At 66.5% G+C, this 20317-nt stretch carries 18 protein-coding genes; 8 read left to right on the top strand and 10 right to left on the bottom strand.

The window, feature by feature from the left end; all coding sequences use genetic code 11:
* Positions 1 to 108 precede the first annotated feature (108 nt).
* Positions 109 to 894 carry a TatD family hydrolase gene (locus RUU78_RS10415; RefSeq protein WP_313916308.1) on the bottom strand — a complete coding sequence of 262 codons (786 nt, stop codon included), beginning with the start codon at positions 892 to 894 and terminating at the stop codon, positions 109 to 111.
* Between the two features lie 183 nt (positions 895 to 1077).
* On the opposite strand from RUU78_RS10415, the gene RUU78_RS10410 reads away from it, so the two are divergent.
* Both RUU78_RS10410 and hrpB read left to right on the top strand, forming a co-directional pair.
* Positions 1078 to 2304, top strand: coding sequence for a hypothetical protein (locus RUU78_RS10410; protein WP_313916307.1), 1227 nt, complete (start codon positions 1078 to 1080; stop codon positions 2302 to 2304).
* A 144-nt stretch (positions 2305 to 2448) separates the two neighbouring features.
* Positions 2449 to 4953, top strand: a complete 2505-nt coding sequence (hrpB, locus tag RUU78_RS10405) for an ATP-dependent helicase HrpB (protein ID WP_313916305.1) — start codon at positions 2449 to 2451, stop codon at positions 4951 to 4953.
* 49 nt (positions 4954 to 5002) lie between these two features.
* On the opposite strand, the gene hslU is transcribed toward hrpB, so the two are convergent.
* The 5 genes from hslU to RUU78_RS10380 all read right to left on the bottom strand — a co-directional run bounded on the left by hslU (position 5003) and on the right by RUU78_RS10380 (position 9654).
* Positions 5003 to 6331 carry an ATP-dependent protease ATPase subunit HslU gene (gene hslU, locus RUU78_RS10400; RefSeq protein WP_313916303.1) on the bottom strand — a complete coding sequence of 443 codons (1329 nt, stop codon included), beginning with the start codon at positions 6329 to 6331 and terminating at the stop codon, positions 5003 to 5005.
* Between the two features lie 58 nt (positions 6332 to 6389).
* Positions 6390 to 6953, bottom strand: coding sequence for an ATP-dependent protease subunit HslV (gene hslV / locus RUU78_RS10395; RefSeq protein ID WP_313916301.1), 564 nt, complete (start codon positions 6951 to 6953; stop codon positions 6390 to 6392).
* Positions 6954 to 7085: 132 nt separating this feature from the next.
* Positions 7086 to 7886 (bottom strand): DUF3050 domain-containing protein, encoded by an 801-nt coding sequence (locus RUU78_RS10390; protein WP_313916299.1) that lies wholly within the window; start codon positions 7884 to 7886, stop codon positions 7086 to 7088.
* Between the two features lie 183 nt (positions 7887 to 8069).
* Positions 8070 to 8582, bottom strand: coding sequence for a hemerythrin domain-containing protein (locus RUU78_RS10385; protein ID WP_313916296.1), 513 nt, complete (start codon positions 8580 to 8582; stop codon positions 8070 to 8072).
* A gap of 547 nt (positions 8583 to 9129) precedes the next feature.
* A complete protein-coding gene (locus tag RUU78_RS10380; protein ID WP_313916294.1) occupies positions 9130 to 9654 on the bottom strand; it encodes a hemerythrin domain-containing protein in 525 nt (174 codons plus the stop codon).
* A gap of 311 nt (positions 9655 to 9965) precedes the next feature.
* Here RUU78_RS10380 and RUU78_RS10375 point away from each other — a divergent pair, with 311 nt between their 5' ends.
* Genes RUU78_RS10375 through RUU78_RS10355 form a run of 5 tightly spaced genes read left to right on the top strand, consistent with a single transcriptional unit; the run spans position 9966 to position 13765 of the window.
* Positions 9966 to 10331: a hypothetical protein gene (locus RUU78_RS10375; protein ID WP_313916292.1), complete on the top strand. Its 366-nt coding sequence runs from the start codon at positions 9966 to 9968 to the stop codon at positions 10329 to 10331.
* Positions 10331 to 10900, top strand: a complete 570-nt coding sequence (locus RUU78_RS10370; RefSeq protein ID WP_313916290.1) for a helix-turn-helix domain-containing protein — start codon at positions 10331 to 10333, stop codon at positions 10898 to 10900. The genes RUU78_RS10375 and RUU78_RS10370 overlap by 1 nt, the downstream gene beginning before the upstream one ends.
* Positions 10897 to 12051 carry an ABC transporter permease gene (locus RUU78_RS10365; protein WP_313916288.1) on the top strand — a complete coding sequence of 385 codons (1155 nt, stop codon included), beginning with the start codon at positions 10897 to 10899 and terminating at the stop codon, positions 12049 to 12051. The genes RUU78_RS10370 and RUU78_RS10365 overlap by 4 nt, the downstream gene beginning before the upstream one ends.
* A complete protein-coding gene (locus RUU78_RS10360; protein ID WP_313916286.1) occupies positions 12048 to 12752 on the top strand; it encodes an ABC transporter ATP-binding protein in 705 nt (234 codons plus the stop codon). Before RUU78_RS10365 ends, RUU78_RS10360 begins: the two co-directional genes overlap by 4 nt.
* Positions 12749 to 13765, top strand: a complete 1017-nt coding sequence (locus tag RUU78_RS10355; protein ID WP_313916284.1) for an efflux RND transporter periplasmic adaptor subunit — start codon at positions 12749 to 12751, stop codon at positions 13763 to 13765. Before RUU78_RS10360 ends, RUU78_RS10355 begins: the two co-directional genes overlap by 4 nt.
* Positions 13766 to 13774: 9 nt before the next feature.
* Here the strand turns inward: RUU78_RS10355 and RUU78_RS10350 are convergent, their stop codons facing one another.
* Positions 13775 to 14974, bottom strand: a complete 1200-nt coding sequence (locus RUU78_RS10350) for a putative peptide maturation dehydrogenase (protein WP_313916282.1) — start codon at positions 14972 to 14974, stop codon at positions 13775 to 13777.
* 244 nt (positions 14975 to 15218) lie between these two features.
* Here RUU78_RS10350 and RUU78_RS10345 point away from each other — a divergent pair, with 244 nt between their 5' ends.
* Positions 15219 to 15473: an NHLP-related RiPP peptide gene (locus RUU78_RS10345; protein WP_313916280.1), complete on the top strand. Its 255-nt coding sequence runs from the start codon at positions 15219 to 15221 to the stop codon at positions 15471 to 15473.
* Here RUU78_RS10345 and RUU78_RS10340 read toward each other — a convergent pair.
* The 3 genes from RUU78_RS10340 to RUU78_RS10330 all read right to left on the bottom strand — a co-directional run bounded on the left by RUU78_RS10340 (position 15452) and on the right by RUU78_RS10330 (position 20263).
* The gene (locus RUU78_RS10340) at positions 15452 to 18136 is read right to left on the bottom strand and encodes a putative peptide modification system cyclase (RefSeq protein ID WP_313916278.1); all 2685 of its coding nucleotides are present in this window, start codon (positions 18134 to 18136) and stop codon (positions 15452 to 15454) included. The genes RUU78_RS10345 and RUU78_RS10340 overlap by 22 nt on opposite strands.
* Before the next feature lie 225 nt (positions 18137 to 18361).
* Positions 18362 to 19393 (bottom strand): GGDEF domain-containing protein, encoded by a 1032-nt coding sequence (locus RUU78_RS10335; protein ID WP_313916276.1) that lies wholly within the window; start codon positions 19391 to 19393, stop codon positions 18362 to 18364.
* 93 nt (positions 19394 to 19486) lie between these two features.
* Positions 19487 to 20263 (bottom strand): ABC transporter permease, encoded by a 777-nt coding sequence (locus RUU78_RS10330; protein ID WP_313916274.1) that lies wholly within the window; start codon positions 20261 to 20263, stop codon positions 19487 to 19489.
* Between the last annotated feature and the right edge of the window lie 54 nt (positions 20264 to 20317).

Genomic DNA, 20317 nt, shown 5'->3' with positions numbered 1-20317 from the left:
GATCAACGGCAGGCGGCGCGCAGGGCGGTTACGGCGGGTGGAGCTTGACTAAGATGCCAGACGCGTCTGACCGGTTGCGTAACGCTTGGTTCCCGTGCCGCGTGGAACTCAGATACCGAAGAAAGCCCTCGCAGTCGCCGTCGTGCCGTGCGCCGTGGCCTCCAGGCTCTCGCCGCGATCGCGCGCGACTTCGGCGCAGATGTGCGCGAGGTACATGGGCTCGTTGCGGCGGTGACTCGGTTGCGGCTTGACCGTGCGCGGCAGCAGATAGGGGCTGTCGGTTTCGATCATGAGCCGGTTGATCGGGATATTCCCGACGATCTCGCGCAGGTGCGTGCCGCGGCGCTCGTCGCAGATCCAGCCGGTGATGCCGACGTGGCAGTCGAGGTCGAGGCAATCAAACAGCTCCTCGCGCGTGCCGGTGAAGCAATGCACGACCACCGCGGCGAGCTTGTCGCGGATCGGACGGAGAATGGCCATGAAGTCATCATGTGCGTCGCGCTGGTGCAGGAACAGCGGCTTGCCACAGTCCAGCGCGATCTGCAACTGCTGCTCGAACGCGAACTGCTGGGTTGGCCGCGGTGACAGGTCGCGGTAATAGTCCAGGCCGGTCTCGCCGACCGCGCGCACCTCCGGCGCTGCGACGAGTTCGCGCAGCAGCGCGTCGCACTCTGCGTCGTACTCGCCGGCGTGGTGCGGATGGACGCCTGCCGTCGCATACAGCAGCCCGGGATGGGCTTGCGCCAAGGCCAGTGCCTGCGGACTGGCCTCGCGGCTGGCGCCGGTGACGACGAGTTGACCGACGCCGTGCGCCCGGGCGCGTTCGAGCACTGCGGACAGATCATGCTGAAAGGAGGAGTGCGTAAGGTTGGCGCCGATATCGACAAGCTGCATGCGGTTGTTGCCGGGAATGGAGACCGGCCATTATCCGCCGAAGCGGTCGCGGCGCTGTAGGGTTGTCTGGCACCGCTGCGCATGGCGCGCCGTGGGCGCATAAAAAAGTTCATAGGGAATTCACCCGTTTCGCGACACTCTCGCCAAGTTGCCGCTCGCACAAACCCCTAGGGAGAAATTGTTATGCGTATGTTAAAGACATGGGCCTCGACCAGCCTCTGGCTGATCGGCTCGGTGTTCGCTCTGCAGGCCGCCGCCGCAGAGAAAGTCATCGACGGGGTTGCCGCGCAGCAGCGCAACGAGAACGCAGCGAAGGACGTTGCCGCAGTACGCAGCCTGCTGGTGGGCTCGCAGGCTTCCGGTCCGGTCTCTCTGAAACGCATCCAGACGCCGAATCCCGCCGACCCGGTCGCCAAGGCACTGACGCCGAGTGCGAACTCGTTCCGGGCTTATGCGCCGAGCTGTCTGGCCCATGAGCTGCCGACGCTGTTCAGTGGCCCGCTGTATCCGGCGCCATCGGCCCTTCGTGTGCTGCTCGCGGCGCGTGATAGTGAAGTCGATAACCAATTTTTCGAAGAGTTTGTCAACGTGCGCCTGTGGCGCATCCCCTGCAGCAGCAGCGGCCAGTTCTTCGATGCAGTCACGCTGCTCGCGATCGATCGCGACCTGGCTAACGAGGGAAGGACCGATCGCTATCCGCTGTTTCCGGGCCTGCGTTTGACTCAGGGCACGAGTCGGCGCTTGCTGGTGCGCGCCGCCGACGAGCCCAACACGGTCGTGTCGCACGTCTTCGCCGACGAACCGCTGGTCAACAGCGGTACTTACGTGCTGGAAAATTTCGCGACGACGTCGGCCAGTACCGCCCGCTGGGACTTCAACAACCAGTTCACATTGACCTTCCTGAATTTCTTCGACGGCGACCCGGGCAAGGACATCACGGTTCCTGCCTATAACCCGACACAGTCCACCTATCCGACCGCGTTCCAGAACATTCCGATCACGGGTTACCTGGCGGGCAACTGGTTTGACCCGGCGCACAGCGGCGAGGGCATGCTTGTGCAGGTGTTCGATCTTCCGGGTACGACGCGCCGCCTGTTCACCTTCGCGTGGTTCACCTACGGCACGGACGGTCGCCCGGTATGGCTGTTTGGTGCGAGTCAGTTCGACGCGGATTCGCGCGGCCCGCTCGCCGTACCGACCATCTACCAGAGCGGCGGCGGCTTCGCCGGCAACTTCGGGCCTACCGCACAGTCGACGCCTTGGGGCACCGTGACGTTCCGCTTCCCGACCTGCTACAGCATGGCCTTCGACTACAGCAGCACGCTGAACATCCCGGGAGTTCCGTCAGGATCGGGCACGCGCACGACGTGGGTTCGCACGGTCGATTCGAACGGCATGACCTGCGAATAGACTTCACGCGAGCGGGTGAGTAGAGAGAAGACCCCGGTTTCGGGGTCTTCTCGTTTGGATTCGTCGCAATGCGCCGGATCTACTACTTACGGCGCATAGCACGAGCGCGTCGCCAGTCATGGTCGGCTGGGCTACCCTTCGCGCGTGAATACGCCTGCCCCTGCTGTTTTCCCGATCCACGACATTCTTCCCAATCTCCTGGCCGCGCTGGCCGCGGGAACCCGCGCCGTACTCGAAGCGCCGCCGGGTGCGGGCAAGACCACGCAGGTGCCGCTGGCCTTGCTCGACGCGCCCTGGCTGCAGGGCCGCAAGATTCTGCTGCTCGAGCCACGCCGCATCGCGGCGCGTGCGGCGGCGGAATTCATGGCGCGGCAGCTCGGCGAGGAGGTTGGCGCAACAGTCGGCTATCGCATCCGCTTCGAGGCGAAGGTGACGGCGGCGACGCGCATCGAAGTCGTCACCGAGGGAATTCTCACGCGGCTGCTGCAGAGTGATCCGGAGATCGCCGGCGTCGGCGCGATCCTGTTCGACGAATTCCATGAGCGCCACCTGCACGGCGATCTTGGCGCGGCGCTCGCGCTCGATGTGCAGAGCACCTTGCGGCCGGACCTGCGCCTGCTCGTGATGTCGGCGACGCTCGACGGGGAGCGCATCGCGCGCTGGCTCGATGCGCCGCGGCTGACCAGCGCGGGCCGCAGCTTTCCGGTCGATATCAGCTATCCGCCAGCGCGCGCGAACGAGGAACTGCTGCCGCAGTTGCGCCGAGTGACGGAGCAGGCGCTGGCCGAGACGGACGGTGATGTCCTCGTGTTCCTGCCGGGCAAGCGCGAGATCGAACGCGCGCGCGGCCTGCTCGCCGGTGTCGCGGATGCGTCGTCGGTACAGGTATTGGCATTGCACGGCGAGCTGTCGCTGCAGGAGCAGCGCGCCGCGCTCGCGCCGGCCGCCGCGGGCCTGCGACGCATCGTGCTCGCGACCAACGTGGCCGAGTCCAGCGTGACCTTGCCCGGCATCCGCGCCGTCATCGACGTCGGCCAGGCGCGCGAACCGCGCTTCGATCCGAACTCCGGCTTCACGCGGCTGCAGACGGTCGCGATCTCGCAGGCCTCGGCCGATCAACGTGCTGGCCGCGCCGGCCGCGTCGCGGCGGGGCGCGCCTATCGCCTGTGGCCGCAGAGCCAGCGCCTCGATCCGGCGCGCAAGCCGGAATTGGAACAGGTGGAATTATCCAGTCTGGCGCTCGAGCTGGCTGCCTGGGGCACGGACCGCCTGCCCTGGCTGGATGCGCCGCCGGGCGGCAATCTCGCGCAAGCGCGCGAGCTGCTGGAACTGCTCGGCGCGCTCGGTGCCGACCGACGCATCACGCCGCTGGGCCGCGAGATGCTGGAGCTGGGCGCGACGCCGCGTCTGGCCGCCGCCGCGCGCCGCGCGCCGGTACGCGATTCCGCGCTGGTCGCCGATCTGCTTGCGGCGCTCGATGCGCGCAGTCCGCTACGTGGCGATGCCGGCCGCAGCGACGATTTCCGTCTGCGCATCGCTGCGCTGCATGCGTGGCGGCGCGACGGCGCCCGTGGCGCGCGCGAGGCCGACAGCGGCGCGCTCGCCGCGCTCGAGCAGGCCAGCGGTGGCTGGCGTCGGCGACTGCGCAGCACCGCGGCCGCGCGCGAGGTGCCTGATCCGCTGCGCATCGGCGATCTGCTGCTGCATGCGTTTCCTGATCGCGTCGCGAAACAGGATCCGGCCAATCCGCGTCGTTACGCCCTGTCCAACGGCCGTGGCGTGCGCCTGCACGACAACACCGCGCTCTATGGCGAGCCCTGGCTGATCGCGCTGGACCTGCGCTTCGAGGACAAGGACAGCCTGATCCTGTCGGCCGCGCCGTTCGATCCGGACCTGCTCGAACGCGATTTTCCCGAGCGCTTCGCGAAGGTGCGCGCGGTGCGCTGGAACACGGCCAAGCGCGCCGTCGAGGCCTTCGAGGAGCACCGCTTCGCGGTGCTGGTGCTGAGCCGGCGCCAGGTCGCCGTGACCGCGGCCGATGCCGTGCCGGCGTTGATCTCGGCTGTGCGCGATGCCGGTCTCGACGTGCTGCCGTGGAGCGACCACGCGCGCGAACTGCGCAACCGCGTGCAGGCGCTGCGCGCATGGTGCCCGGACCTCGGCCTGCCCGATCTGTCCGATGACGCCCTGCTCGCGACCCTGGACGTCTGGCTCGCACCGTATCTCGGTGGCAAGTCGCGCATCGACGCGCTGCGCGCCGAAGAACTCTCGCAGGCACTCAGCGCCATGCTCGACTTCGAGCAGCGCCGAAGCCTCGACGCGCAGGCGCCGGTCAGCATCCGCGTGCCCAGCGGCAACGAGAAGCGCATCGACTACGCCGCAGGTCAGCCCGTGCTTGCGGTCAAGCTGCAGGAATTGTTCGGTCTCGCCGACACCCCGCGCATCGCCCAGGGTCGCGTGCCTCTCACCCTGCACCTGCTCTCTCCCGCGCAGCGCCCGATCCAGGTCACGCAGGATCTCAAGGGCTTCTGGGAGCGGACCTATCCTGAAGTCAGGAAAGAGCTCAAGGGACGCTACCCGCGCCATCCCTGGCCGGATGATCCGTGGACTGCGGCGCCGACGGCGCGCGCAAAGCCGCGTGGGACTTGAGCAACGACCTTCATCGTTGCTTGGCTGCAGAATGCAGCAATATGCCGCTTTACAAAATGTACCTCGAGTGATCCTCGTCCTTCACGAGCTCGCCGAGGTGCGCATCGACATAGGCCGCATCGACGCGGTAGTGCGCGCCGCTCTTGTCGGGAGCTTCGTAGGAGATCGAGTCGAGCAGGCGTTCGAGCACGGTATGCAGACGCCGCGCGCCGATGTTCTCGGTGCGTTCGTTGACCTGGAACGCGATCGCGGCGAGTCGTTCGACGCCGTCCTCGGTGAATTCCAGGGTCACGCCTTCGGTCGCGAGCAGGGCGCTGTATTGCTTGGTCAGCGCGTTGTGAGGCTCGCGCAGGATGCGCACGAAGTCGTCGCTGCTGAGCGCGCCGAGTTCGACGCGGATCGGGAAGCGACCCTGCAGTTCGGGGATCAGGTCCGAGGGCTTGGCGAGCGAAAACGCGCCGGAGGCGATGAACAGGATGTGGTCGGTCTTGATGACGCCGTACTTGGTCGACACGGTCGAGCCTTCGACGAGCGGCAGCAGGTCGCGTTGCACGCCTTCGCGGCTGACGCCGGCGCCGTGCCATTCGCCGCGCTGGGCGACCTTGTCGATCTCGTCGATGAAGACGATGCCGTTCTGCTCGCAGTTGCGCAGTGCTTCGGCCTTGAGCTCGTCCTCGTTGAGCAGCTTGCCGGCTTCTTCCTCGATCAGGATCGGCCAGGCGGCCTTGATCGTCAGCTTGCGTGCCTGGGTGCGGCTGCCGGCGAGGGACTGGAACATGCCCCGCAATTGCTGGCTCATTTCCTCCATGCCTGGAGGCGCGGCGATCTCGACGCCGAGGTTCACGCTGGTCTCGAGATCGATCTCGCGATCGTCGAGCTTGCCTTCGCGCAGCTGCTTGCGCAGCTTCTGGCGCGTATCCGAATCCGTGCTGTCGGCGGACGGCTTTTCCCAGTTCGTCGCGCGGCGTGGCAGCAGCGCATCGAGGATGCGTTCCTCGGCGCGGTCCTCGGCCGTGGTCTTGATGCGTGACTTGGCCTGCTCGCGTGTCATCTTCCAGGACATGTCGGCGAGATCGCGCACGATCGATTCCACGTCCTTGCCGACGTAGCCGACCTCGGTGAACTTGGTTGCCTCGACCTTGATGAAGGGCGCGTTGGCCAGGCCCGCGAGGCGCCGCGCAATCTCGGTCTTGCCCACGCCCGTGGGGCCGATCATGAGGATGTTCTTGGGCGTGACTTCCTCGCGCAGCGAGGGCTCCAGCTGCATGCGGCGCCAGCGGTTGCGCAGCGCGATCGCGACCGCGCGCTTGGCCGCGTGCTGGCCGACGATGTAGCGGTCGAGTTCGTTGACGATTTCGCGGGGAGTCAGTTCAGACATGCGCTCGGATCGGTTGATGAAGTTCTGACGGGCTGACGGAACGCTTCTGTCGCTCGCGTCACGCCGCGTTGCCGCCACCGGCGCCGTCGAGTTCCTCGATCGCGATGGAATGATTGGTGTAGATGCAGATGTCGCCGGCGATCTTCAGCGCGCGCTCGACGATGCTGCGCGCGTCCATCTCGGTGTTCTCGAGCAGGGCCTTGGCGGCGGCCTGGGCGTAGGGGCCGCCCGAACCGATCGCGATCAGGCCGTGTTCGGGTTCCAGCACGTCGCCATTGCCGGAGATCAGCAGCGAGCTTTCGCGATCGGCCACGGCGAGCATGGCCTCGAGCCGGCCGAGGCGGCGGTCGGTGCGCCACTCCTTGGCCAGTTCCACCGCGGCGCGGACCAGCTGGTTGCCGTGCTTGGACAGTTTGTCCTCGAACAGTTCGAACAGCGTGAAGGCATCGGCCGTGGCGCCGGCGAAGCCGGCCAGCACGTCACCGCGGCCGAGGCGGCGCAGCTTGCGCGCGTTCGATTTGACGACGGTATGGCCCAGCGTCACCTGACCGTCGCCGCCGATGACGACCTTGCCGTTGCGCCGCACCGACACGATGGTGGTGGCATGAAAACTGTCCGCCATGAAGCCTCCCGGAAGCGAACCGGGAACGTAAGGCCGACCGCGGCGTGAAACAAGAGCCGGCGCGCTGGCGCCGGTGCCCGGCCCGACTGCCTTCGCAGTCCGGCCGGGTGATTGGCCAGGAAGGTCGTCCGCTCAGGCGCTGGCGCGGCGCGGCGTGCGGGCAAGCCGTGCGAGCAGCTTGTCGGTGCCGTCCCACAGACGCCTGCGTGCGGTCAGGCTGCCGATGGCCGCCTTGCGCACGGTCTCGACGAGTTCGGGCTCGCGCTGCAGGGCGCGGCCGATGATGGCTTCCGCCGCCGGGCCGTGTGCATCGCCGTCGAGTTCGATGTGACGGTCGAGGTAGTAGACGAACGAGGGCGCTTCGAGGCGATCCAGTCCCCAACTGTCGAGCAGGCGCTGGAACATGCCCGGAATCACGTTCTCGCGGCCATAGAAGAAATTCGCCATGACGACCAGCGTGCGCTCGCCGATCGCAACGCGCAGCGTGTTGGTGACGAAGTCGATCACGCAGGTCGGCGCACCGACGCGGCCCAGCGCGTTTTCGACGGGCACGCGCTCGCGGACCAGCGACAGGAACTGCTGGAACGGCCGGGTGTCGGCGCCGACTTCCCGCATCGCGGCGAGGTAGAGATCCATGTGGCTGATCGGATGGCCGTCGGGACCGGTGTCGGTCTCCTCGGCCAGGATGATCTCGTTGATCAGGTGCGCGGCCTCGATGTCCGGCGGCGGCATCCACGGCAGTTCGACGCAGGTCAGGTCGCGCTGCAGGCGTTTGGCCAGGGACATGAAGTCCCAGACCGCATAAACGTGGACCTGCATGAACGCACGCAGCGAATCGATGTCGCGGATCGCATCGAAGACACGGTGCGTATGCAGGGCGTCGCGCAGTTCACGCACATCGGGCGTGAACACCTGATCGAGTAATGCGGACACGGCTGACTCCTTCTATGGGTGCGCGGAACCGCCGGACGCCGCCACGGCATCCGGTGTCGCGCGTTACTGCTCGGTACGTCCCCTGACGGTGTGTCCCCTGGTGAATTCCCTGCTTGCATCACTTCTGTCGGCGTGCTGTCCGGTCCCTGCGCGCACGCACGGCGCACTGCTGCGCCGCGGTGCTCAGCTGTTCTGGTAGAGCGGATACAGACTGCTTTCCTCGCGCTGGATGCGCTGGACCAGCAGCGCACCGACGTTGCGGTAGTCGGCCAGGAAGGCGCCGCGTTCGGCCGAGCTGACCAGCGGATGCTGGTATTTCTTGACGAACTCGATCACGCCGCGTGCGATCGCATTCATTTCGCGGCGGAAGTCGCGGATCAGACTGAAATTTTCCTCGTCGTCGCGCAGCGTGTACTCGACGTAGTTGTAGAACCGCACGTTCTCGGCGAGGAGATGCGCTTCGAGCTGCGACTTGAACGTAAGCAGCTGCGACGGCAGCAGGTCCCAGCGGTCGCGTTCGGGCAGCATGCCGATCTGCTCGTAGGCATGCACGAGTTCGCGGTGATCGTGGGTCAGCTGCGGGACGAGCTGGGCGTCGAAGCGCGGCGCGGGCGGATTGACGTTGGCCAGCGGCCGGACCAGTGCCGGCTCGCTATGGACGGGCTTGCTGAACAGCCTGCGGATTGCAGCGAACATGCGAGCTCCCGGAACCCGGCCGCGGCGAGGGCGGCGGCCTTGGTGTCGATCCTAGCAGCATGTGAATTAAATGCAATCGTATACGTATTGCGTAAATTATCAAAATAAAAACGCGATATTGTGGATTGCTTCACGAGGCGGCTGAGCCGATGACGTGCCGTTTGCCGAGAACGCATCGATGCGCGGACCCTTCCAGGGAATTGCCGGGCAGATGCCCGCCGCGCCATTGCTTCTCGAGCGCCTTTGAGTCAAGGGAGCATGAAGAGTGGGCGCTCGGAACCACAGGTTCTGATCGCTCTGGACGCCCAACGGGTCCGACGGCCAAACGCTTAGCGTTTGGCGGGGTTGTGGAGATCGAGTGATCGTTCAGAACCACAGGTTCTGATCACTGCGAACGACCAACGGGCCGGGTGAAGAGTGATCGTTCAGAACCACAGGTTCTGATCACTGCGAACGCCCAACGGGCCGGACCAACGCGCAGCGTTGGCCCGGTTTGTAGGATCGGGTGCAGGGCACAGAAGCGGCCCCGGTGCCCCGCGGAACCCGTTCAGGTCGGCATGTACAGCGGATACAGGTTTCCTTCCTCACGCTGGATGCGCTGGACCAGAAGGCCGCCGACCGTGCGGTAGTCGGAGAGGAATCCGTGCAGCAGCACGTCCGGGTCGTGGTTGGCCTGATACTTCTTGACGAAGTCGATGACGCCGCGCGCGATGGTGTTCATCTCGCGACGGAAGTCGCGGATCAGGCTGAGGTTTTCCGCGTCGTCGCGCAGCGTCGACTCGACATAGTTGTAGAAGCGCACGTTTTCGGTCAGCAGGTGCGCTTCCAGGCGGGTCTTGAACGCGGTCAGCAGCGCGGGGATTTCGTGATAGCGGCGCGCCTCGTACGTGCGGCCGATCTGTTCGAACAGGGCGACGAGTTCCTGATGGTCGTTCTTCAGCGACGGCACCAGGCCGGAGTCGTAGCTCGGCGCGCGCGGTGGTGGAGCTATCCCCTGGCGCAACGTGCTGGTCGCCGGTGCGGGGGCGGGTTTGGCCGGCTGGCCGATCAGTCTGCGCAGCATGTCAAGCATGGGTTACTCCTGGGCCGCGGGTGCGGCGACCGGCAATGGCGACGACGCGGGCGCGCGGATGCGGCCCGTGGTTAGGGTGCAATCGGTGCCCGCGAACGGCTCCCTGCAGCGCGTTCGGGACGGAAAGTGGCTGAGTCAACAAGTGCGCACAGCGTACGCAATCGTATGCCAGAAAAATATGATCAAGACAACATATGACAGATGTGCACTTATGTCTTTGCGGCAGCGACCGCGACTGCGGCGCAAGGTCGCAGCGGCTTGAACATTCCATCATGCATGGTATGTTTTGCTGGCACACGGTGGAGCACGGCATGAACTCCTGGCTAGTTGCGGCGGCGCTCGCCGCGTTCGCGACCTTCGTGATCCACGCCGTCGTCGGGGGGCGCCTGATTGCGGGACCGCTGCTCGCTGCGCGCGACCTCGCGCGGATTCCGCGCCTGACGGCCTACTACTGCTGGCATATGGTCACGATCCTTCTGCTCGCCATGGCGCTTGCGTTGGCCTGGGCCGCGCGCCACGAGAATCCGCCTCTGGTTGCGCTCGTGCTGCTGCTTGCGGTCGCGTTCTCGGCGCTGAGCCTTGGCCTGGTCGCGGCCTACCGGGTAAGTCCATGGCAACTGCCGCAATGGTCGCTGTTCCTGCTCGTCGCTGTGCTCAGCGGCCTCGGCCTCGCCTGATGGCGCGCCGGACCGAAGCCGACTGGATCGCGGTCGGGCTGGACCTGCTCGCCGAGCACGGACATACCCGCCTCACGGTCGCGGACCTGTGCGCACGATGCGGCCTGACCAAAGGCTCGCTCTACCACCATTACCCGGACATGGGCGCGTTCCGCACTGCGCTGCTCGGCGCGTGGCGCGAACGCAATACCGAACGGCTGATCGCTCAGGCCGAGCGCGAGACCAGCACCGAGGAAAAGACGCGCGTGCTCGACCGTCTGGCGCAAGCGCTGGATCTGCGCCTGGAGCGCGCCGTACGCAACTGGGCCGCGCACGACACCGCCGCACGCGCGGTCGTGCAGGCTGTGGATTGCCAGCGCATCGACTACCTCGTGCGCCTGTGCCGCGAGGAAGGCGGCAGCGCCGCCGACGCGCGTGACCTCGCGGCGCTGACCTATGCCATGTACCTGGGCCTGCAGCAGCTGTTCGGCGCCGACGAACAGGCTGCGCTGCGCCGGCTCATGCCCAAGGTCGAATTCGTGCTGCCCGGCGGTCTGCGCGCGACCGCCACCACGGCGGAACGCGAATGAGGCCACTCGACGCGTCGCGCATCGCCGGCACGAGCCTGCTCGCCTGGCGCAATCTGAGCCATGACCGCGCGCGCTTCGTCGTGACCCTGGTCGGCGTGCTGTTCGCCGTGTTGCTCATGGGCGTTGAGCTCGGCCTGCTGCTGGGCTTCGCGCGCACGACCTCTGGTCTGGTCGATCACACTCACGCCGACCTGTGGGTCACGCCGGCCGGTACGACCAATGTCGATATCGCCGGACGCCTGGACGAGCGCCGCCGCTTCGAGGCGCTGGCCGTGCCCGGTGTGGAAAGCGTCGAGATGCTGATGATGCAGTTCGCGTTCTGGCGCAAGCCCGACGGTGGCACCGAGAGCGTCAGTGTGGTCGGTTTCAGCCTCGCCGGCGGTCAGGCCCGGCCGTGGAATCTTGTCGAAGGAAGCATCGAGGATCTCAGGCAGGACGATGCCGTCATCATCGACCGGCTCTATGCCGGCAAGCTCGGTGTGACGGCGCTGGGGCAGACGGTCGAGATCAACAATCGGCGCGCGCGCGTGGTCGGCTATACGGCCGGCATCCGCACCTTCACGCAAAGTCCCTACGTCTTCACCACGCATCGCAACGCGCAGCATTTCACGTTCTTCCGGCCGGACCAGACGACCTACCTGCTTGTCAGCCTTCAGCCGGGCGCCGACCGTGCCGCCGTGCGCGACGCGCTGCAGGCGCGCCTGGGCCGCGTCGACGTCTGGTTCGCGCACGACTTCGCGCGTGCGGCACAGCGCTACTGGCTGATCACGACCGGCGCCGGCTCGGCGCTGCTGCTCGCTGCCCTGCTCGGCCTCGTCGTCGGCATCGTCATCGTCGGCCAGACCCTGTATGCGACCACGGTGGACCGTCTGCCGGAATACGCGACCCTGCGCGCGATGGGCGCGCCGAACGGCTACCTGCACCGCGTAATCCTCAAGCAGGCCGCAATCAGCGCCGTATTCGGCTTTGCCGGCGGCATGGTGCTGGTCGGGCTCGTCGTGCTGGCCAGCGCCGGCAGTACCGTGGCCGTGGCGATGCCCGCGGGCCTCATCGGTGTCCTGGCGGTGCTGACCTTGTGCATGTGTGCGCTTGGCGCGCTGGTGTCGATCCGACGCGTCACGCGCATCGATCCGACCTCGGTGTTCCAGTGACGGCCGTGCTGCAGCTCAGCGACGTCGGCGTCACTTATGGACGCGGCGCGACGGCGTTCGCGGCGCTGCAGGACATCACCCTCGCGATCGAGCCCGGCGAGATGACCTTGCTGCTCGGGCCCAGCGGGTCGGGCAAGACCAGTCTGCTGCAGGTCATGGGCTGCCTGCTGCGGCCGAGCCACGGTCACGTGCGGCTGTTCGGCGAGGTGTTGGCCGCTGATCTCGGCGTCGAGGCGATGGCCGCCCTGCGGCTCGCGCATATCGGTTTCGTGTTCCAGCACTACAACCTGTTTCCGACGCTGAAGGCCTGGGAGAACGTCGCGATTGCGCTCGACATCAAGGCGCGGCCGCGCGCGACGCAGCGTGGCCAGGCGATGCAGCTGCTCGACCGCCTCGGCCTGGCCGACCGCGCCGAGCACTATCCGAGCGAGCTGTCCGGTGGTCAGAAGCAGCGCGTCGCCATCGCGCGCGCGCTGGCCGGAGGTCCGCGCATCCTGCTCGCCGACGAACCGACCGCGGCGCTCGACGGCAAGACTGGCCAGGGCGTCACCGCGGCCTTGCACGCGCTGGCGCACGACGAAGGTGTTGCCGTCGTCGTGGTCAGCCATGACCCGCGCGTGGAGCCGTTTGGCGACCGCGTACTGCATCTCGAAGACGGTCGGCTCGTCGACGATTGGCGACCGTCCCGGAGTTCCACATGAATCCTCTGCTTCCCCTGTCCTTGCCACGTCTGCTGCTCTGCCTGTCCTTCGCCGTCGGGCTCGTTGCCTGCGGCACGGATGCACCGCCGGTCGTGGGCGTGAAGCTGTCGGTCATCGCCGCCGGCGGCCTCGTCGAGCCCGATGGCCAGGAGCGCGTGATCATTCCGCAGATCTCCGGCCGTCTGGCCCGGGTGCTGATCGCCGAAGGCGACGCCGTGCGCGCCGGGCAGCTCATCGCCGAGATCGAGAACAGCGAATACCGCGCGGCATTGGCTGGTGCGAAGGCTGAACTGCAGCGGCGCGAAGCCGAACTCGCGCGTCTGCGCAGTGGCGCGCGACGCGAGGAAATCGACGCAGCCGTTGCGGCGCGCAACGAAGCCCTCGCGCTCGAGCGTCAGGCCGTCGCCGAGCGCGATCGACGCGAAGGTCTGGTCCGCAACAAGCTCATCGCCGCGGAAACGGCGCAGCAGGCGCGCGCCCAGGCCGACGCCGCGAGCGCACGCCGCGCCCGCGTCGATGCGGACCTCGCCCTGCTGCGCGCAGGCGCGCGCGCCGAAGACATCGCCGCGGCCGTGGCTGCCGTCGCAGTGGCCACGGCGGATCGCGACCGCGCCGAAGCGCTGATCGAGAAATCGCGGATCTACTCGCCGATCGACGGGCATGTGCTCAAGCGCGACCTCAGCGAAGGCGAGACCGTCGTCGCGCTGTCGCCGCTGCCGCTCGCGCGCATAGGCAACCTGTCGAAGCGCTTCGTGCGCGCTGACATAGACGAGCTCGACATCGGCCGGATCCGCGAGGGCCAGATCGCGACCATCGTCAGCGACGCCTTCCCGCAGCAGCAGTTCGCCGGCAAGGTCGTAACCGTGAGCCAGCGCATGGGACGCCGCAACTCGATTTCTGGCGATCCGGCCGAGAAACAGGACGCGAAGATCCTCGAGGCGCTGATCGAACTCGAGGGACAGCCGCCGCTGCCCGTCGGGTTGCGCGTGGATGTGCGCATCGCCGCGCAGTGACGTGGCGTCTCAGCTCCCGATCAGCGTGCCGTCCGCGTGCCACACGACATGGCCCGGATCGAACTCCGGTGTCTCGCAGACCTGGCCCCGTACACCGAAGCCGCAGACCGCCATGGCGCTTTCCACGAGCGGATCGAGCGCGAACGCGTGCTCGATCTCGCCTTCGTTGATCGCGGCGGTTATGAATGCGCCGAGGCCCAGGTCGGTCGCCGACAGGTAGAGCGTCTGCGACAGATGGCCCACGTCCAGCGTGACGACGCGGTAGGCCTTGGCGTGGTTGCGGTATTTCCAGAAGCTGCGCGCGAAGCGGGAGACAAGCACGACGAGCACGGGCGCGTTCGCGAACCAGGCCTGCGCGGCGACGCTGCGCAGGGCGAGGTCGGCAGCGGCGGCCGCGTCGAGCGCCTGCAGCGGCTCGAGGGCATGCTCCAGCGGACGGTAGTGATACAGCCCGCTCGCCAGTCCTTCCACGCGCTGCACCAGCAGATAGGCCTCGGTCGGGTGCAGGCCGCCGCCGGAGGGACTGCCGCGCTTGATCACTGCATGCGCCTCGTCGCCGTCGACGGCGAGCGTGCCGTGGGCGCCGAATACACGTTGCAGCATATGCGCGAAGTGAACGTGTGAAAGAGGCGCGGCCGAATCGAAATTGCGGCAGGTCGCGCGCCGGCGCAGCAGCGCATCGAATTCGCCGGGCTCGGGCCGTGGCAGGGCGATCTGCGCTTCCGGCGCGCTTCGCTGCTGGGTCGGGGGCGGCGGATCGCCGAGTTTGCCGATCAACTCGCGCAGGGTCAGGTAGCCGGTGCGCTGCGAGTCCTCGCCCGAACGCACCCCGTGCCAGCGGCTGAAATAGTGTTGGGCGGCCGACAGCGAACGCCAGTTCGCTGCGCGTAGCTGGTCGTCGCGCTCACGCACGGCCACGCCACTGGCCGCGTCGGAAATGAGCAGGCCCTTGTCGATAAGACCGCGCAGCAGCGACGCGCCGTGTTCCGGTTCGAGCAGGGCCAGCGTCGACCAGGCCGTACACGGAATCGCCGCAAGTGCGGCCAGTTCGCCCGGCGACACCTCGATTTCCTGCTGCAGATGCGGGGCCAGGGCGAGCAGCGACAGCCGCGTCCTCAGGCCGTCGCCACCCGCGGCCAGCGAATCCAAATCGAAGGCGAGGTCCTCGCGCGGCTCGATGATCAGGTTGGCGCAGCGGCGAACTTGCATGACGGGCTCCTGGGTGGACCCGTAACGCTAGCAGAGCCGGTGCACTCGCAGGGTGGCAATGCGCTCGCGCCGATGTCCGCTGATGGAAATGGCCCTGTCCGCTGCCGCGCTTCGCGGATCGCCGAGGCCAACTGTTTCAACACGTAATAACCGTGTTTTTCAGGGTTTTTGCCTGATTGTTGGCCCATCTCTTGCTGGCTACACTTGCCGGGCCACGGGTAGTGGCCTTCAGGGGGAAACCGCAATGGCAAGTCTTACGTCCGCACAAGCGGATGCGCTGCTCGACAAGTTGAGTTCGGACGACGATTTTCGCGCGCTGCTGCTAAGCGACCCGGCCAAGGCGCTGCAGCAGATTGGTGCCCCCGAGGAACTGGCTGCATGCTTTGCCAAGTGCAAACAGCTGGCCGAACCGGAGACCTTGAAGAATTCACGCGCGGTGATCCAACAACAGCTGGGCAGTACGCTAAGCGCGAATATTCATGATCTCAGAGCCGGCTGAGGCCGGTCGCTGTTCGTCAGCAAAGCCTCCACGCGCCGCTGCAGCGGCGCGGGAAGTTCTGCTTCCGGCCAGAGACGCAGGAATGCTGCCAGCTTTAGCGCGGCGACATCCGCTTTGCCAAGACGGTGAGCAAACTCCGCTTCGCTGAGCACGGCCAGGTTCGACTCGGCAATGTTCAGTGGCTTGAGCATTTCGTGGCCGTTGTATTCTGCGTAAGCACGGCCGCGATGTTGCGCGAGCCACTGCGCTTGGGCAGTCGCCAGCTCGAAGGCGCCGGCGGCGGCATGCGCGTCACGCAGTCCGACATGCAGCAAATACAACTCGGAACCATCGATTCGCGCGGTCAGAAGCATCAGGGCCGTGGCATTGTCGTTACTGGCGAGCGCAATCTGCGCCTTCGCTAGTGCTGCCATATCCGCCACATAGTGATAGTTCGCCACGTCTGCGTCATCTGCTACGCCGGCCAGCAGCTTGCGCGCGAGAACAGGATCACCGTTGCGCGCGGCGAGATATGACGCGAAGAACGTACCGAACAACGCCTGTTCGCGATCGTAGTTTTGCGGGTCGCCGAGCGCCTCGGCTTCGGAGCGGGCGTACGCTTCGAGCTGGCGGATAAACTCGGTGCCGGGCATTGCGATAGCCTGCAGCGACAGTTTGGAGCCACGATAGGTGCGTGCCGTGAGGGCGCTAATCGGCTTAGCTGCCGCTTCCGCTTCGTCGGCGCGCTTGAGCGCCTCGCGCCAAAAGCCCTGGTCAATCGCCAGCGCGATGCGCTCGCGATGCACCTGTATGTCGTTGCTCGGGATGCCGCTGGTACGCATCCCGGCGAGCTCTTTTTCGGCGTCCGCAAAGCGTCGCGGGATTGCTGCCGCATCGATATAGCGTATTCCGCCGAGTCCCGCCGCATTCATTTCCTTGGCTCGCTGTAAATGGATCTGTGCCTGCGCAGGGTTGTCGTTGGCGAGATGCAATGCACCCAGAAGGTAATGCGTATTTCCGCTACGCGGATAGTGCGGTGCTACCGCTTTCTCGGCGATACGGATCGCCTCGGCGAAACGCCCGTCATAGACGTAGATGAAATGCGCGAGGTTGGCGAATGCAGCGTAGTGGTCCGGATACATCTCCCCGAGCAAAACCCATTTCTTCTGCATATCGGCCGGCTTCGCAAAGGTCGCCGCAAGAGCGTCCATATAGAGCTGCTCTCGCACTGGCAGGCGATCGCGCAATGTCCCGGCGCGTTCGATGTCCGCTTTTGCCCGAGCGCGATCGTCAGAGCCCAGGCGCAGCGCCGCGCGCCCCGTATAGGCGAGGGCGAAATTCGGATCGAGTTGAATCGCCTGGTCGTACAGACTCAGCGCAGCATCGCCACCGCCACTTTCGGTCGCTGCTTTGCGCGCCAGCGAATACGCGCGCAGCGCATCCAGGTTGTCGGTGGTGACTTTGGCCAGCGGCGCGCTGGCTGCGGCGACCGAGGCCACGGATTCGCCGAAACGGCTGCGCAGGCGCTGATTGATCGTGTCGATTGAAACCAATACCGAATCGATACCCACGCCTTCGGCCGAATCGGTGTACACGGTGGCCTGGCTCTTCGGATCGATGATCTCGGCACTGACGCGCAGCCTGCCGCCGACTTCGGAGACGCTGGGCAGGACGAACGCGCGCGCACCTTCGCGCAGCGCGATCTCGGCGCCGACTTCGCGGTCGATTCGCGTCTGCGCGGGGTCGCGGCGCATGCGCCGCACCGCGTCGCGCACTTGCAGATCGGAGACGATATTCACGTAGCGCGACTGTTCCACGCTGAGGCGCAGGGCTGTGCGCAAGGTGTCGTCGAAGGCGGCCTGTCCGGTCAGGTTCTGCAGATCGCCGAGTACGACCCAGTCGCGTTCGGCAAACGCGATCGCCGCTGGCGGCCGCAACAGCAGCCACAGGCCGAGCACGATCACCGCCGCGGCGACGCCGGCTTCGATGAACATGGTGCCTGGACGGCGCCACCAGGGCACTTCGCGCCAGGCCTTGCCCGAATACGGCGGCACGCGTAGCGGCGCGATGCCGGCTTCGCCGACTTCGTAGACGACCAGCGGCTCGGGCACGCCCTTGAAACGATAGCGGCCGTGGTTGATCCAGCGCGTGCGGTCGGCATTGGCGCCGAGTTCGCCGTGGGCGCGCTGGGCCAGGCTCGCGGCGACGCCGGAAACCAGGATCTGGCCGGGCAGGGCCAGCGACGCGAGCCGTGCGGTGACCGGCTTGACCAGGCCTTCGACCTCCAGCGGCTTGGCGCCGTGGACCACGTCGGCGGGTTCGTTCTGCCACACCAGCACGTCGCCGACATGTACGCCAACGCGAGCGCGCACGGGGACTTTCTCGTCTTCGCTGAGGCGGATGAGCTCGCGCTGGTAGGCCAGGGCGAAGGTGATCGCATGGATCGGACGCTCGAACAGAATCAGGAAACCGTCGGTCTTGTCGATCTCCTGCCCCTGGTGCAGCAGCATGAGATCGCGCGTCAGCCGGTCGTGCCGGCGCAGCAGCGCCGCGGCATGCTGGTCGCCGAGCCGCTCCACCAGTCCCGTGGAATCGACGAGGTCGCAGAGGGCCAGCGTGCGCAGCAGCGGCGCGCCCTGACGGTGGGTCGATTGCGGTTCCGCGGGCGACACCAAGGCATTCATGCCCAGACTCCAGGACCGTACAGCAGCGTTTCCCCCGTGTCCCGGTGAGCCGGCAGTGAGCTGGCTACCACGAGACACGCCTTACAATGCTGAGGCTAGCGCAAAAGTGTACGCTGCTGGCTCACCAATGCGCACGCCATCGTCCGACAGGCTCGAATTTTCATGTTGCGGTGCAGCAATTTTCGGATGTGAGAATAGCCAGCTCCGGGCACCCGGGTGCGCTGGTCAGGCAATCACGCGATAGTTGTCGCCGCCTTCGCCCTTGACCAGATAGAGCGCGCAGTCCGAGTCGCTGTACCAGGCCGACCAGTCGGCGGTTTCATGGCACAGGCTGCCGCCGACGCTCGCGCTCACGAGCAGACCTTCGGCCGGCGCGTGAAAACGCAGTGCGCGCACGCCGTTGGTGATCTGGGCGGCGCGGTCGCGCAGTTCGTCCGCGTCGCGGACCTGCACGAGCAGCGCGAACTCGTCGCCGCCGAGGCGGCAGGGCAGATCGATTGCCGCCGCGGCCAGCTGCACTTCGCGCGCGACGGCGCGCAGCGCGATATCGCCGGTCAGGTGGCCGTAGTGGTCGTTGATCTGCTTGAAGTGATCGATGTCGACGAGCAGCAGGCCCAGACGCAGCGCAGTGTCGCGGCTGCGGCGCAGCTCATCGAGGTAGTGATACAGGCCGCGGCGATTGCACAGGCCGGTCAGCTCGTCGGTGCGCACGAGGCGTTCGGCCGTGGACAGCTGGGTCTGGGTCTGGCGCAGCGAGTCCAGCGTGACGAGCAGGTCCTCGTTGCGCCGCTTGAGGTTCTGGATCAGCTGCTGCTCGCTGGCCACGAGATAGGAGAACGAGCGGCGCATGAACTGGGCGAGCAGCGGTGCCTGGGTCTGCAGCAGGGATTCGAAGGCGGCATGTTCGATCACGCGCAGCACGCTGGCCTCGGCGGCGACCGCATTGGCGACGCGCGCGTGGTTGCCGATGAACAGAGCGAGTTCACCGAAGAACTCCCGCGCGCCGATCAGCTTGTCCGGCATGCCGTCGCCGAACTCGAGCTGGATGGTGCCGGACTCGATCACGAACATTGCGCGACCCAGTTCGCCCTTGCGGAAAATCAACTCGCGCGGCACGACTTCGCGGCATTCGCCCGTGCTGACGAACAGGGCGAGTTCTTCGTCCGAGAGTTGTCGCGGCAGGAAGGCGGGGCGGGTGCGCGCGAACGCGTTTCCGGTCGCGGCGGACTCCGCCAGCGAAGCTCCAGGACTGACCATGACCACGAAATCCCCCCCGGGACCGCTAGCTTGACAATCACGCATCTTACATCAGGCGCCCGCGTCGATCAGACGAGGGCGGGCCAGTCCGGCTCAGGCGCGCAGGCCGACCCCGCGCCGGAGCAGATACAGGCCGAACGCCCCTAAAACCGCGGCGGCCAGCAGCATGACGCCGTAAGCCACGCCAAGGCTGACGTCGCTGACCCCGAGCAGGCCATAGCGGAACGCATTCACCATGTAGACGATGGGATTGGCGAGCGACACCGTATGCCAGGGCTCGCCGAGGCTGCTGACCGGATAGAACACGCCGCCGAGATAGGTCAACGGCGTCAGGATGAAGGTCGGCACGATGGCGATGTCGTCGAATTTCTTCGCATAGACCGCGTTGACGAAGCCGGCCAGCGCGAACACCACCGCGGTCAGCAGGAATGTGCTCAGCGTGACCAGCGGATGGTGGATGCGGATATCGGTGAAGCACATCGCCACGCCGAGCACGATCGCGCCGACGATGAGGCCGCGTACCACGGCGCCGCTGACGTAGCCGGTCAGGATCACCCAGCTCGGCATCGGCGATACCAGCATTTCCTCGACATAGCGGCCGAACTTGGCGCCGAAGAACGAGCTGGAGATATTGCCGTAGGCGTTCTGGATCACGCTCATCATGATCAGGCCCGGCACGATGAAGTCGATGTAGCTTATGCCCGGCTGCATCTCGCCGATGCGGCTGCCGATCATGTTGCCGAAGATAAAGAAGTACAGCGTCATGGTGATCGCGGGCGGCAGCAGCGTCTGGCCCCAGATGCGCAGGATGCGCGCGATCTCGCGGCGAACGATGGTACCGAGGGCGACCAGATTGGCTTGGGTTTGCATGAGGGGCGCAGTGGAAAGGGAGGGAGTGAAGCGGCGTCGCGCCCGCGCGCCTGA

The organism is Tahibacter sp., from assembly GCF_032229445.1.
GTDB lineage: Bacteria > Pseudomonadota > Gammaproteobacteria > Xanthomonadales > Rhodanobacteraceae > Tahibacter.
This window is presented reverse-complemented; position numbering and strand designations above follow the sequence as displayed.

Coding starts and splice junctions, on each gene's coding strand:
- RUU78_RS10415 (WP_313916308.1), bottom strand. CDS start 894: ATGCAGCTTGTCGATATCGGCGCCAACCTTACGCACTCCTCCTTTCAG.
- RUU78_RS10410 (WP_313916307.1), top strand. CDS start 1,078: ATGCGTATGTTAAAGACATGGGCCTCGACCAGCCTCTGGCTGATCGGC.
- hslU (WP_313916303.1), bottom strand. CDS start 6,331: ATGTCTGAACTGACTCCCCGCGAAATCGTCAACGAACTCGACCGCTAC.
- hslV (WP_313916301.1), bottom strand. CDS start 6,953: ATGGCGGACAGTTTTCATGCCACCACCATCGTGTCGGTGCGGCGCAAC.
- RUU78_RS10385 (WP_313916296.1), bottom strand. CDS start 8,582: ATGTTCGCTGCAATCCGCAGGCTGTTCAGCAAGCCCGTCCATAGCGAG.
- RUU78_RS10380 (WP_313916294.1), bottom strand. CDS start 9,654: ATGCTTGACATGCTGCGCAGACTGATCGGCCAGCCGGCCAAACCCGCC.
- RUU78_RS10375 (WP_313916292.1), top strand. CDS start 9,966: ATGAACTCCTGGCTAGTTGCGGCGGCGCTCGCCGCGTTCGCGACCTTC.
- RUU78_RS10370 (WP_313916290.1), top strand. CDS start 10,331: ATGGCGCGCCGGACCGAAGCCGACTGGATCGCGGTCGGGCTGGACCTG.
- RUU78_RS10365 (WP_313916288.1), top strand. CDS start 10,897: ATGAGGCCACTCGACGCGTCGCGCATCGCCGGCACGAGCCTGCTCGCC.
- RUU78_RS10355 (WP_313916284.1), top strand. CDS start 12,749: ATGAATCCTCTGCTTCCCCTGTCCTTGCCACGTCTGCTGCTCTGCCTG.
- RUU78_RS10350 (WP_313916282.1), bottom strand. CDS start 14,974: ATGCAAGTTCGCCGCTGCGCCAACCTGATCATCGAGCCGCGCGAGGAC.
- RUU78_RS10345 (WP_313916280.1), top strand. CDS start 15,219: ATGGCAAGTCTTACGTCCGCACAAGCGGATGCGCTGCTCGACAAGTTG.
- RUU78_RS10340 (WP_313916278.1), bottom strand. CDS start 18,136: ATGAATGCCTTGGTGTCGCCCGCGGAACCGCAATCGACCCACCGTCAG.
- RUU78_RS10335 (WP_313916276.1), bottom strand. CDS start 19,393: ATGGTCAGTCCTGGAGCTTCGCTGGCGGAGTCCGCCGCGACCGGAAAC.
- RUU78_RS10330 (WP_313916274.1), bottom strand. CDS start 20,263: ATGCAAACCCAAGCCAATCTGGTCGCCCTCGGTACCATCGTTCGCCGC.